Annotated in this window: 8 protein-coding genes and 2 pseudogenes; 2 read left to right on the top strand and 8 right to left on the bottom strand. The window is 60.2% G+C overall.

All coding sequences use genetic code 11. From position 1 onward, the window contains the following. Positions 1-134: 134 nt before the first annotated feature. Positions 135-677 (bottom strand): annotated as a pseudogene (locus AADA15_RS17690) (IS5 family transposase); the annotation flags it as partial. Positions 678-740: 63 nt separating this feature from the next. Next, positions 741-2,960, bottom strand: a complete 2,220-nt coding sequence (locus tag AADA15_RS17685) for a histidine kinase N-terminal 7TM domain-containing protein (RefSeq protein WP_341642884.1) — start codon at positions 2,958-2,960, stop codon at positions 741-743. 793 nt (positions 2,961-3,753) lie between these two features. On the opposite strand from AADA15_RS17685, the gene AADA15_RS17680 reads away from it, so the two are divergent. Then, entirely contained in the window at positions 3,754-4,872 is a 1,119-nt protein-coding gene (locus AADA15_RS17680) for an NUDIX domain-containing protein (protein ID WP_341642883.1), read from the top strand. Between the two features lie 105 nt (positions 4,873-4,977). Next, positions 4,978-6,405: a nicotinate phosphoribosyltransferase gene (locus AADA15_RS17675; RefSeq protein ID WP_341642882.1), complete on the top strand. Its 1,428-nt coding sequence runs from the start codon at positions 4,978-4,980 to the stop codon at positions 6,403-6,405. 261 nt (positions 6,406-6,666) lie between these two features. Here the strand turns inward: AADA15_RS17675 and AADA15_RS17670 are convergent. The 6 genes and pseudogenes from AADA15_RS17670 to AADA15_RS17645 form a co-directional block, all read right to left on the bottom strand. Next, positions 6,667-7,188: pseudogene (locus tag AADA15_RS17670) on the bottom strand (tyrosine-type recombinase/integrase). Between the two features lie 289 nt (positions 7,189-7,477). Continuing rightward, positions 7,478-8,506: an IS110 family RNA-guided transposase gene (locus AADA15_RS17665; RefSeq protein WP_341642881.1), complete on the bottom strand. Its 1,029-nt coding sequence runs from the start codon at positions 8,504-8,506 to the stop codon at positions 7,478-7,480. A 164-nt stretch (positions 8,507-8,670) separates the two neighbouring features. Beyond that, positions 8,671-9,609, bottom strand: coding sequence for an acetamidase/formamidase family protein (locus tag AADA15_RS17660; protein ID WP_341642880.1), 939 nt, complete (start codon positions 9,607-9,609; stop codon positions 8,671-8,673). Between the two features lie 38 nt (positions 9,610-9,647). Next, the gene (locus tag AADA15_RS17655) at positions 9,648-10,388 is read right to left on the bottom strand and encodes a FadR/GntR family transcriptional regulator (protein WP_341642879.1); all 741 of its coding nucleotides are present in this window, start codon (positions 10,386-10,388) and stop codon (positions 9,648-9,650) included. 93 nt (positions 10,389-10,481) lie between these two features. Next, entirely contained in the window at positions 10,482-11,228 is a 747-nt protein-coding gene (locus AADA15_RS17650) for a DUF1028 domain-containing protein (protein WP_341642878.1), read from the bottom strand. Further along, entirely contained in the window at positions 11,225-13,015 is a 1,791-nt protein-coding gene (locus AADA15_RS17645; RefSeq protein ID WP_341642877.1) for a gamma-glutamyltransferase family protein, read from the bottom strand. Before AADA15_RS17645 ends, AADA15_RS17650 begins: the two co-directional genes overlap by 4 nt. Positions 13,016-13,017: the final 2 nt, after the last annotated feature.

Raw genomic sequence — 13,017 nt, 5'->3', positions numbered from 1 at the left:
TTCTGTGCGACGTCACCATGGAACGGCTGCAATAACAGACTTTCAGTAAGCAAATTCGAACGCCCGCTTTGTCCCGCCCTTTTGCGGGAAAAATCTATCCCAGTTGGTGGACCACTTTCAGGGGGCAACTCCACTCGGTCCCCGAGCAGCCAGTCGACTTTTGGGAGACTGCTGAGCAACGCCCGCGCGCCGATGTAGTCGCTGATCTGACCGGCGGTGACGAACAGGTCGAGCGGGCGTCCCTGGCTTTTGCAAATGGCATGCAACTTGGTGTTCATGCTGCCCTTGGTTCGACCTATCAGGCGCCCGCGCCCCCGTGCGTCGGGCAATTGATCCACTGGATCAATTCCTGATCCTCCTTACTTGACGCTCAAACTGGCCGCGGTGCGGTGTGCCTTCAGGTAGGTGGCGTCGATCATCGCAGTCTTCTCTTCGCCGTGCCCCGCGGCAAGACCGGTCATCATCCGCGCGAAAATGCCCTTCTCGCTCCAGCGCTTCCAACGACTGTAAAGCGTCTTGTGTGGAGGGGTATCGCGCCACCTTAACCCATTGAGGGTGATGAATATAATTCCGCTCAACACAGGCCGATCATCGACCCTAGGCTTGCCGCGCGACTTCGGAAAGTAGGGTTTCAGACGCGCCATCTGCGAGTTGGTCAGCCAGAAAAGATCGGTCATGTCACCGCTCCGTTTTGGGAGCCGTGAATCACGCAGCGCTCGGGAAATCAATGCATCCTGACCCTAAGCAACGTGCCTACGGATCTCCCGGATAAGAGAGAGCAAAAGCGTTTTTGATACCGGTTTTGCCAGCACATCATCCATGCCCACTGCCAGGTAGTGGTTCAGCTGCTCCGGCATGGCGTTCCCGGTTACGGCCACAATGAAGCTGGGTTCTCGGCCAGTCGCTTTTTCAATGGAGCGGATTTTCTGTGTCGTTTCCACACCATCCATTTGCGGCATCTGAATATCCATCAAGATGACATCAAAAGAAAACGCGTGCGCCAGGCCGATTGCCTCTTCTCCACTGGAAGCCGATTGCACCCGGAAGGGAGTTGATGAAAGGAATTTCTCCAGGATGAGCCTGTTCGTCTTGTTGTCATCGACCACAAGTACATCCAGCGCCACAGGTGCCGGAGCGGAACGCAGGACGGGATGCGTTTTGGTCTCCGGTTGATCGGTAGCCGGAATCAGCGGCAGTCTTACTTCGAAGGTTGCTCCCTGCTCAACGCCGGTTGCCAATTGCAGACTGCCCCCCATTAAGTGGCAAAGCTGGCGGGATATCGAAAGTCCAAGGCCTGTACCGCCGAATTTTCGGGCATCGCCGCCGTCCACCTGCTGGAATGGCTGAAAGATCAGATCCCGTGCCTCGCGTGGTACGCCGGGGCCTGTGTCGCTGACGCGGACCAGCAGGAGCGCGCCATTATCTGCTGGCTCTGCAGAGATCGTGACGCACCCGCTTTCGGTGAATTTGACCGCGTTGGACACGAGGTTGTGCACCACCTGGCGAAACCGGTGATCGTCGCCAATAATGGTCTTTGGCAAGTCGTCGTGCATTTCTACGCGCAGGCTCAAACCCTTTTCCTTGGCCCTTGCGGAGAAGAGAGCTCGCGCGCCCTCGAGTGCAACCCGGAGCGTGAATGGTCTGTTTTTCAGCGTCATCTTTCCAGCTTCGACCTTTGAAAGATCAAGGACATCCCCAATCGTCGTAAGCAAGACTTGGCCCGAATCTTCGATAGCCTGCAGAAATTCACGCTGCTCTTCATCCAGCGCGGTGTCGCTCAGGACCGATGCCATTCCAAGAACGCCATTCAGAGGTGTGCGGATTTCATGGCTGACGTTGGCAAGGAATTGCGTTTTCGCGCGGTTGGCGGACTCGGCTAGTGCCAATGCTTCGCGGAGGGCTTCGGCAGAGCGTTCTCTTTCCGTGATGTCGACCAGCGAGACGGACCAGCCCAACAGGGGGATCTGGGCCTGGATCGGGCTGTCGATCGGAACTGCGCGCGGATCAAAGACACGTCCGCCAATCCTGATCGGCGCTGCGCCGTTGATACCTCCGGCTGCTATGAGGCTTTTTAGCAGCGGGCCGATTTCTTCCAAGTGTTCGAGCGTTTCGCCATGCTTCGGAAGCTGTTGGCCGAACAAGTCTTTCGCGGCAGGATTTGCGCTGACAAAGTGGCCAGCCGCATCCACCAGGATCACGGGATCCTGGGTGGCGTAGAACATAAGGGTCCGGCCCTGAGCTGCCGTATCCATCATCGAGTTGTTCACCAGCAGCCAGCTCAAGGCTATGAGTGAAACTGCAAACATGAACGGTGTCGGGTCGAACCCAAAAACCGTCACGCCCCATCCGATATAGGCCAGATTGGCCGCCACCGGAGCTGCGGTGATGATGATCAAGGCGCCCATGAATGGCCGGAAGATTTTTTTCGCCTTGAGAAAAGCAAAAGCCAGCAGGCCCAAGGCGACAATCAGAAAGACGTACAGGGTGGCGGCAACCGCAAAGAAAAGCGGTCCGTGGTGGAATATGACGAAGCTATTGCCGCCCTCTGTCACAAGCCGGGTGTCTGGGCCGTAAAGCAGGTGCGTCCAGCGGTTTGTAACGGCGATAGCACTTACCAGACTTGGAAGGCCAATATAGACGAGAAGCCGGAGCGGCCGACGGCTCCGGCGCTTGTTCATCGTGTAGTCGAAGACAAAGAATGTCCACGCGATAGGCACGAGGACTATTCCAGGCCAGGCAGCCAACGACCACCCGACCTTGCAGGTTTCGCTTTGCGAACCCAAATCAAGGACGACTGTGAAAAGCCACCACAGCATCGCGGCTAAGGTCACAACGAAGGAGAGCTGACCGGCAAAAGGAATATTCCGTGCGATCCGGATCAGAACAACGGAGCAAACCACCCATAGGGTAGCGGCGGCGCCGGAGGCCAAGTTAACGTCTAAATTCGCAAGACAATTCATGACCTACCTCGGCAGCTTGGGTCTGTGGTCCGGTCGGCAAGGCAATGGAAACAAAAAGATATTCTTAAAGCCGAAAAGATGGTGCTGTTTTGAACTCCATATGAAGGCGGATTTATTGCCGAAGTGTTAAGAGTACGGGTCGAATATTTCGATAGTACTTTAACCATGCAAAAGGGCCATAAAGTACGGACCGCCAACCCGACAAAAGGTTTTGCCACGGGCCTTTCGCGGAACTGCACGGTGGCCTATTCCTGTAGTAGGTCTCGTCCGGGCCGGCCTCCTTCCACCGTCAAATCTGACTTTTCGAAACCGACAATATGTGCTTCGCGACTGGCGGTGCGTCTATCTGAAGGTAATATCAGCGGCGTTGACGTGCTCCCCTTTGAGTCCGCGGCTTTTAGTTAGCCCTGTTCAGGGTTTGATCCTCTACCGCTCCTTGGTGATACTCCCATGGGGTGAGCTCGTAGAGGGGCTTGTGGGGGCGGTGATGGTTGTATCGGCGCTTCCCTTGCGAACGCGCGCAGAGCAGCATTTGACAAAGGGGTACAGTCGATCTGAATGTCTGCTTTCGGGAAATCTGGCAGAATACTATGTATCTGCAGCAGGGATGATCGCTGCGCAAGGTGCGCATGTCGTAATTGTGCCGTCATTGTCTTGTGGAGTTTGAGCGGCTTGGTTGACCTTGAGGTGGCGGGATTGCTCTTGCCAAGCGCGGCCCTGCTGGCGTAATAGCGTCTCATGGCATGCCGGGAGGTCCGGCACGCTTTGACATACCAGAGCGGAGGACGCACTGATGAAAGACCCCCGGACGCGGGTTCTGGCCGTCATGATCGGCCGTGTGAACCCTGTCACCAAAGCCCACCTGCATATTCTGGATACTGCCGCGCGCGCCGCGGATGACGTGTTGCTGTTGATCGGCAGCGCCTACCGGCCGCGCAGTTTCCGAAACCCGTTGAAATTCGACGAGCGCAAGGCGCTGGTGCGAAAGGTGACGGCTGGGCTGGACGCGCGGCTCGATATCCTTCCGTTGATCGACACGCTGTATTCCGACCGCGCCTGGGCGGCCAATGTGCGTATGGCGGTCAAAGCCTATATCCGGGCGCGCGGCTGGGACGAAGATGCGGTCAAGGTTCTGCTGACCGGCTTCGAAAAGGACAAATCCTCGCGTTATCTCAAGTGGTTCCCCGAATGGGAGGCGCGCCCGATCGAGCCTTTGACCCACTTGGGCCGGGTCATCAACGCCACCGACCTGCGCGCGGCGCTGCTGCTGCCCGACCAGTCGCAGGACGGTCTGGCCGAAACCTTCGGCGCGGCTCCGGTTGCGGCTTTCGCGGGCTGGATGCAGGCCAACCCCGAAGCGGTGCAGACCGTACGCGAAGAGGCGATGTACATCCAACGCTATCGCGCCGGGACCGAAGCCGCCGAGAAGGCCTTTGGCTATCCGATCCCGATCAACACCGCCGACGCGGTGGTGGTGCAGTCCGGTCATGTCCTGATGGTGCGGCGCGGGGTGCAACCGGGGCGGGGCACCTTGGCGCTGCCGGGCGGGCACCTGAACCGGGACGAGACCGCCGAACAGGCCGCCATCCGCGAACTGCGCGAGGAAACCCGGCTGGATATGCCGCCCGGCCTGCTGGCCAATCGCATCCGCGCGCGGCAAGTCTTTGACCACCCGGATCGGTCCGAACGCGGCTGGGTCCGGACCGAGGCTTTCCTGTTCACGCTCGAGGACCGCAACCCGATGGAGCGGGTCAAAGGCTCGGATGACGCGGCAAAGGCGCTTTGGGTACCGCTGGACCAGATCACGCCGGACGAGATCTTCGAGGATCACTTCGACATCATCCAGCACTTCATCCCCGAAGTGGCTGTGTCCTACAGCTCGATCCTGATGGCGCATCTGCAGGCGCTGTGAGTTCCGGCCGCCCGCGCCGGGCCCTTCGGGGCGATGGCGGGCACGACCGGGGGCCGGGAGGTCCGTCCCCCTTACATCCGTCCATATCCGAGGAGGAACAGGACAATGACTATGATCAAACCGCGCGCGGCGCTGTTCGACGATGCGCTTGACGCCGACAACATCCTTTTCGACACCGACAGTTACAAGCTGTCCCACTACGCTCAGTACCCCGAGGGCACCGAGGCGGTCTCCTCCTACATCGAGGCGCGCGGCCCCTTCGGGCAGATCGACACGCTGCTGTTCTTCGGCCTGCAAGTCGAACTCGCCCGGCTGTGTGGGCCGGTGGTTACGCAAGCCGCGCTGGATCAGGCTGCGCCTGTGCTGAAGGCGCACGGCTTTGACATCTACATTGCGGGCTGGCAGCGGATCATCGACGAGTTCGGCGGCTGCCTGCCGGTTGAGATCGACGCCTTGGCCGAAGGCACCATCGTGCCCGTCCACATCCCGCAACTGCGCATCCGCAACACCGCGCCTAGGTTCGGCTGGCTGGTCGGTTTTCTCGAAACGCGGCTGCTGCGCGCGGTCTGGTATCCCACGACCGTGGCCTCGGTGTCGCGCTACCTAATCGGGGAAATCCGCCAGCGGTTACTGCTGACCGACGGCAGCAGCGAGGGGGCAGAGTTCAAGCTGCACGACTTCGGTGCGCGTGGTGCGTCGAGCCGGGACAGCGCGGCACTTGGCGGGCTGGCACACCTCGTGGCCTCGCGCGGGACGGACACGGTTCCGGCGTTGGTCTATGCGCGCAACTTCTACGGGGCCGAGATGGCGGGCTTTTCGATCCCGGCGACCGAACACTCGACCATGACGGCGCTTGGACCCGATGGCGAATGCGCCCAGATGGAACGCTTCCTCGACGCCAATTCGGCGGGCATCATTGCCTGCGTGTCCGACAGTTATGACCTGTTCCGCGCCATCCGCGACTACTGGGGCGGTGCGTTGAAGGACAAGGTCATGGCCCGCGCGGGGACGCTGGTGATCCGTCCGGATTCCGGCGACCCGGTGCAGATCGTGCCTGACGTGATCGAGGCGCTGATGGCGCGCTTTGGCTGTCAGATGACGGCCCAGCGCTACCGCATCCTGCCTTCGCAGGTGCGGGTGATCCAGGGCGACGGGATCAACCCCGTGTCGCTGGTCGCAATCATGGAGGCGATGATCGCGCGCAGGCTGGCGATCGGAAACATCGCCTTCGGCATGGGCGGCGCACTGCTGCAAAAGGTCGACCGCGACAGCTTTGGCTATGCGATGAAGGCCTCTGCCATCCAGATAGACGGCCAGTGGCGCGACGTCTTCAAGGATCCGGTCACGGCGGGTGGGTCCAAGACCTCAAAGCGCGGGCGACAGGGCGTGATGCAGACCGACAGCGGCGCACTGGTCGCGCGGCGGCAGGAGAACATCCCCGCCGGGGCCGATGCATTGCTCCCGGTGTTCCGTGACGGCGAGATTCTGCAGCGCTGGACGCTGGAGGAGGTGCGCGCAAGGGCCGGGATGTAACCTGAGACCAACGATCTGCCCGTGCCAAACGCGGGCAGATCACCTCGTCAATCCGCTATTGGCTGGTCTTGACCCACATACGCGCTCGGACAGAATGTCGAAGATCAGCATGAATTGTCCCACTCCCCATGACAAGAGATCTCAGGTCAAATCTGATGCTGCAAACTGCGTGAATGGCCGGTTCCGTGACGCCGCGCTGCTGCGGCAAGCGCCGAAGCGGATGACCGCTCTGGGCCTTCAGTGTAGAGGGCCCATGGTCCTTTAGATTTCTATGGTTTCTGCAATCGCAGGGGCATCTTCAAGCTCGACTCCGAGGAATCGGACAGTGCTGTCCATCTTGTTATGTCCCAATAGGAGTCGGACTGACCGCAGGTTGACCGTCGTCTTGTAGATTTGCCTCACCTTGGTTCTTCGCATCGAATGCGTGCCGTATGCGCTTGCCTAAAGACAAATCGACGTCACCCAGTTACGGAAAATGCGCGCATAATGGCGTGTCGAGATATGAGGGCGTTCTTGAAACCGGCCTGACCAGAGGTGTTCGGATCCAACCAGCAATGGGTCTTGCATCCACTTTTCGAGCAAAGCACGGGTGCTCTCGGAGATTTCGAAGCGGACAGGTTTTCGCGTCCTGCATTGCGTTGCGGATGCTCGTTCCTTGATCTGACCGGATGCCATGACATCTACGACCTTCATTCTGACCAGATCGCAACCGCGCAACTTGCTGTCGATTGCCAAATTGAAGAGCGCCAAGTCGCGATGGTTCCCAGCCAACGCTAGGGTCAGGACTTCGGTAACGGGGTCGCCTCAGTCAAGCGATTTTGCGCAGTCAAATTGATCCGCCAAGGCGGTTCGCGCGGATCGGGTGTGTCCGCGTCTCTGCTTTCTGGCTGCCTTCAGCTGAGGTCCTTCGGATACATGCTTCGGTTCGTGGTCAGCGCGGCGGCTGCCAACATGATGCTGGTTCGGTGTATTTTCGATGGGCCCATCCCATAGGCGTGCTTGGCTTGTGTCAGCGACAGTCCTGACCTCGACAGCCTGCGATCAAGCAGGCAACGGGTGACGGGTCATCCAGTCAGGCAAGGTTCGGCGCGGCATCCGGCTGGAAGGCTGTGCCATCGACCCAAATCCGATGCAGAATGACCGCGATGCGTCGCGCTAGCGCGACCATCGCGACCTTGCGACCACGCCGTTGCGCGAGTTGGGCTCCCCATGTTCTCAGCCATGTTGATCGGCCACGGTTCATCATGACGGTTGCCGCCTGGCACACCGCTCGCCTCAGATTGAAGTCACCAGCTTTGGTTATGCCGCCTAACACGTCCCCTTCGCCAGACTGAAGGCGAGAGGGCGTCAAGCCAACCCAAGGATCACCCCTTTTTGAAGACCGAAAGCGGGTCGGATCATCGACCGCAGCACGGAAGGTTAGCGCCACGACGGCACCGATCCCCGGCATCCTCATGAGGCGACGGCATACTGAATCATCCCCGGCCAGCCGACGCACGTGCTTTTTGAGACCGGCCAGTTTCTGTCGAAGAGACGCTCTGGCCCGCAGCATTGCTGTTGTCGCGGTTTCGAGCATCGGATTGCCTTCCGCCAATTCTCGAATGCGCGTCTCGAACCTGCCGCGAGAGATCGCACCAACCTTCAGACCAAAGTCCCGGAACAGTCCTATCAGCGACATTTCCAACGCGATCATGTTCTGCTGAATGGCCTTTCGGGCGCCGAGAACTGCTCGGGTTTCGTGAGCAGAGACGGATTTACAGTGGACCGGCCGGAACCAGCCGAGGTGGAGCAGGCGCGCAATCCCTTCGGCATCCCGCCGGTTCGTCTTGATCGGCATTGCCTTCAGCGCTCCTTTTATCTGCCGCGTTTCCATGAGCACCGCATCATGGCCAGCTTCGGCCAGTCCTCGATGCAGCCAGTGCGACATTGGACCAGCCTCCAGGCCGATTGCTGCGATGCTGCCGTCCAGATCGTCCAGCCAGTGCGCCAGAGCTTCGGGTGCGCTTTCAGTCTCTGCCTCTTTGATGATCTTGCCGTGCTCGCTGATCACGCAGAACCAGGTCTTCGCAAGCGATACATCCAATCCAACAAACAACTTCATCCCGTCAAGGCCGGAGAAGCATGTTCCCAAAAGACCTCATGAAAGAGCCGAAGGACGGCAGGCGGAACGACAGGATCAGACAAACCCGCCAGAAGGATCTTCTAGAATGGCCCAAATCTCTTGACGGCTAGGGACCCGTAACCGACGTCCTGAGCCTGGTGATCTCAGGCACGTTCCAATTGTGCCTTTGGCATCATCATGTGTACGCCCTTCTCACGATTGACCGTCTGGGTAATTCGAAGATCGCCAGCCAGACTGCACAGCATATATGCCTCTTCCCGGCTGATTCCGAGGCGTGTGCATACCACTTTGATCATTTGGCGAAGAGCCATTTCAGCACAGACATCCAAGGATGGATGCATCCCCATCGTTATGTAATGAGTGGGCGTCTCGGCCTGCGGGTAATCCAAAGCGATATCTTGGCGCAGCGTCAGGCGAAAACGACCCTGCAAGGCAGTTTCAATAGCGGTTATGCAGACCTCGCCATCGCCTTGTGCAGCATGGCCGTCGCCGCAAGAGAACAGCGCGCCTTCTGCGTAAACTGGCAGATACAAGGTGCTGCCCGCCGTCAGCTCCTTGTTGTCGATGTTGCCGCCGTGACTGCGCGGCTCGATTGTCGCGATACGCCCCCACTCCGGCGGCGGTGCAACGCCCATCACGCCAAAGAAAGGGTTGAGCGGCAACGCCTTGCCCCATGGCAAATGCGCCACCTGACGGTCCGCGTCGAGCGGCAGAATTGTCTTCACCCGGTTCGGAAACTCCAGAGGCAGGGTTCCCGCCAGGGGGCGGACCATGTTGTAGCCCCAATCCTGCCGCAGCTGAATATCGAGGACATCGACCTGAAGCACATCGCCGGGCATCGCACCATCTACGGCCACAGGGCCGGTCAGGATATGCCCCGGCATCCCCGGCAGCCCGGTGTCATGGATGTCGAGCAGCTCGCTCGGCACGTGAAAACTGCCACCCGGTAGCATGTCCGGCCCGCCAGAGACCGTATTGATCACAACTTCTTCGCCGCTGTTAATCGTCAGGACAGCCGGGTGTTGCGCGTCGAAGAACCCCCAGTGGCAGGTTTCCGGCGACGCGTTGAGTTCATGGACCATACTTGGGTTGTCCTTTCTGCATCTGTTCGAGGGGCAAGTTACTTGCCGTTATCCAGATCGATCAGCTCAGTTTCCCAGCTGCTGTCGGATGGGTCCATTTCATCGCGCAGCGCATCGAAGCGCGTTGTCAGGTGGTCTCGCATGGCCGTACGTGCGACATCGGGGTCACCCGCAGCAATCGCTTCGATAATGGTGATATGCTCGCAGTTGGACACTTCCAGCGATGGCTCGCTTCGGGCCCTTGCCCGGATCCGGATCCAGTCAGGGTTTTCGCGGATCTTGTCCAGCAGTGCGAAGGCCGTCAGCAAGGGCCGGTTTCGGGCGCATTGTGCGATCAGGCGGTGGAATGCCCCGTCCCAAAGCTCGATCGCTTCTGGGCCGCTGGATTCAAACTGGCGCTGAGCAAGCCTGCGCAACCGGGCGAGCTCATCCGGTCGCATCCGGCGGGCGCAAAGGGCGGCGAGTTCCGGCTCGATGCACAGACGCGCCTCCATCACCTGAAGCGCATTGGTTTCTCCGGCGATCTTCGCCGCCAGGTCTGCCGTCGGGTCGGCGGGCTGTCCCGCAAAGGTGCCCTTGCCCTGCCTGCGCCAGACAAGTCCCTGCTCTTCAAGGCTGTCCAAGGCCAGACGAACAGACCTGCGACTGACATCGAAATGCTCGGAAAGAACCCGCTCAGTTGGCAATTTGCCATCGGCGGGAAGGCTGCCTGATTTGATCAGCTCAAGCACCTTCTGCTTTATAGGTTCGACGGATGCGGAGCGAATTGAAGACGACATGTTCGGGATATTACTCGTGAGAGATCTGTTTTCACGCGCAAAAATGCCATGACGGTTGATGCGGCGCGCCACGAGGGATACGCGCTCCAGGCATCACTTGTCCACCGCCTGAGATCGGCTTGCTCGACCTTCTGCGATGCGTTTTGCCTCAGCTGCGGCGATGTCAGCGTCTATTCCCTCGCGCGTGGGAAACCCGGAAAAATTGTCGCGGCCAGGCATGCCTTTGGCAAAATGCACATAGCGCTCCTGGGCAACATCCCAAAGGCGTGCCAACTCTGCCAGAGGATCGCTGTGATCGTCGGCCCGGATGTCCAGCCATGCGTGATCCTCGCCTCGATGGATGATCAAGCCCGCCGCCTGGCGACCACGTTTGTCTCCTCCAGCGCTCTCACCGGCCTGCATGGCAATGATCAACCGCTCGGCAAAGGGCAGGTCGGCGTGCTTTTCATAGGCCTCAGAGGTGGCTTCGATCACCTCCGGCCCTGCCAGCATGTTTCCAGCCACCGAGTGATCTCTGGCGATCAGATGTCCGGCCCAGTCAACGCAGTCGCTCCCTGTATGCGCAGCAAAACGACCTTGCGCATCCATCATATGGGCCTGACGTATGGCTTGCCCCTGATCGCGGGCGACAAAATCGGCCAGCACATCTTGGGCGGATTCACCGGCTGCCAGACGTGCGCGCCCCTCGGTGCCCCATACCGGATTGCAGAACGCCTGCGAGGCGACGGCCACGGTCGGCCCCACGAAGGGGACCGCCGCGCCGCAGGCAAAGAAACGGGAGGCCACAATCAGACCGATTGCTCCATCCGCAGGATCGCGGGCTATCACGGACCAAGTCATCGGCCCACCGCATAGGCTTGCATCAGACGGGGGGTCGCTGCGGCGCGCAGCATCCCGTCCGGCTCGCGCAGGGCTGCCGTGAGGCGCCCCACGGTCCAGGGGTCGGCCACAACCACGTTGTGCCCCCTGTCACGCAGGTCGCCGATCACCGCATCGCCAAAAGCCGGTTCAACCATCATTTCGGCGGTGCGTACTTCGCGCGGGAAGAAAGAGCCCTGGAAGTGCATCGAATGGAAGAGCGGTGCATCCATGCATTGCTGCAATTCCATACCCCAGTGGACAAACCGCAGGAACCAGATCAGCTGCCACTGATCCTGCTGGTCGCCGCCCGGCGTGCCAAAGACCAGCTGGGTGCCGTCTTTTTCGGCGAGGCTTGGCGTCAAGGTGGTGCGCGGTCTGCGCCCGGGCGCAAGGGAGGTCGGCAGACCTTCTTCAAGCCAGAACATCTGCGCCCGTGAGTTCAGCGGAAAGCCAAGGCTGGGGATCACCGGAGAGCTTTGCAGCCAGCCCCCGGATGGTGTTGCGGCCACCATGTTGCCCCAGCGGTCGATCACATCAAGATGCACGGTGTCGCCCCGCTTTTCGGTCAGGTGCGACATGGTCGGTTCTTGCGCTTCAACCGGTCCGACATTGAAGTCGCGGGCCGAGCGTTCGATGTAAGCGTCGGCCAGATGCTCGAAACCGGGTACCCGCCCCGGGCGTTGCTCGGTCGAGGCCTGGTCCGTGATCAGCTTGCGGCGCTCTGAGTTGTAGTCTTCGCTCAGCAGGTAATCCATCGGGACCTCGCTATGCGCTGGGTCACCGTAGTAGGCTTCCCGGTCTGCGTAGGCCAGTTTCATCGCTTCGGTCACGGTGTGCACGAACTCTGCGCCGAATGGATCCATCGCGCCGAGGTCGAAGCCTTTCAGGATCGCCAGTCCCTGCAGCATGACAGGCCCCTGGCTCCAGGCCTCGGTCTTGTGCACGGTCCAGCCTTCGTACTCATAGCTCAGCGGAGCCTCGTAGGTCGCGCGCCAGGACTTCAGATCCTCGGGCGCCAGAACCGCGCTGTGTTTTTTGTCCGACACATCCATCACGTGGGCGTCTTTGAGGTAGTCGAAGATGGCTTCGGCCACGAACCCCTCGCGCCATTCCTGCCGGGCCGCATCGATCTGTTGCGCCCGGTCTCCGCTTGCGGCCTCTGCAAGATCGACGAGGCGTTGATAGGTATCTGCCAGATCCGGATTCTTGAACAGCGCATTGGGCTTGGGTGCCTTGCCGCCCGGCGTCCAGACAGCGGCGGAACTTGGCCACTCACGGGCAAAATACTCGGCCAGCCCCGCGATGGTATTGGCGACGCGGGGCAAGATGGGGTGCCCGTCCCGGGCGTAGGAAATCGCAGGGGCCATCACCTCGCGCAGGCTGAGCGATCCGTGATCACGCAGCATCAGCATCCATCCGTCAAAGGCACCCGGCACCACCGTGGCCAGCAGGCCTGATCCGGGGATCAGGGTAAGACCCTGCGTCTTGTAGTGCTCGATTGTGGCTGCAGCAGGGGCCACGCCCTGCGCACACAGGACTTCGGTCCTGCCCGTCGCAACGGAGTGAAAGATGGCCGGCATATCGCCGCCAGGACCATTCAGATGCGGCTCGACCACCTGCAGCGTCAACCCCGTGGCGACCGCTGCATCAAAGGCATTTCCGCCCTTTTCGAGAATGCTCATGCCTACGGTCGAGGCGATCCAGTGGGTCGAGGTCACTGCCCCGAAGGTGCCACGGATCTCGGGCCGTGTTGTGAAGTCGGACATAA

The organism is Phycobacter sedimenti (genome assembly GCF_038148855.1).
GTDB classification, from domain to species: domain Bacteria; phylum Pseudomonadota; class Alphaproteobacteria; order Rhodobacterales; family Rhodobacteraceae; genus Phycobacter; species Phycobacter sedimenti.
The sequence above is the reverse complement of the archived record's forward strand: the minus strand, read 5'-3'. Positions and strand labels throughout refer to the sequence as shown.

Coding starts and splice junctions, on each gene's coding strand:
- AADA15_RS17685 (WP_341642884.1), bottom strand. CDS start 2,960: ATGAATTGTCTTGCGAATTTAGACGTTAACTTGGCCTCCGGCGCCGCC.
- AADA15_RS17680 (WP_341642883.1), top strand. CDS start 3,754: ATGAAAGACCCCCGGACGCGGGTTCTGGCCGTCATGATCGGCCGTGTG.
- AADA15_RS17675 (WP_341642882.1), top strand. CDS start 4,978: ATGACTATGATCAAACCGCGCGCGGCGCTGTTCGACGATGCGCTTGAC.
- AADA15_RS17665 (WP_341642881.1), bottom strand. CDS start 8,506: ATGAAGTTGTTTGTTGGATTGGATGTATCGCTTGCGAAGACCTGGTTC.
- AADA15_RS17660 (WP_341642880.1), bottom strand. CDS start 9,609: ATGGTCCATGAACTCAACGCGTCGCCGGAAACCTGCCACTGGGGGTTC.
- AADA15_RS17655 (WP_341642879.1), bottom strand. CDS start 10,388: ATGTCGTCTTCAATTCGCTCCGCATCCGTCGAACCTATAAAGCAGAAG.
- AADA15_RS17650 (WP_341642878.1), bottom strand. CDS start 11,228: ATGACTTGGTCCGTGATAGCCCGCGATCCTGCGGATGGAGCAATCGGT.
- AADA15_RS17645 (WP_341642877.1), bottom strand. CDS start 13,015: ATGTCCGACTTCACAACACGGCCCGAGATCCGTGGCACCTTCGGGGCA.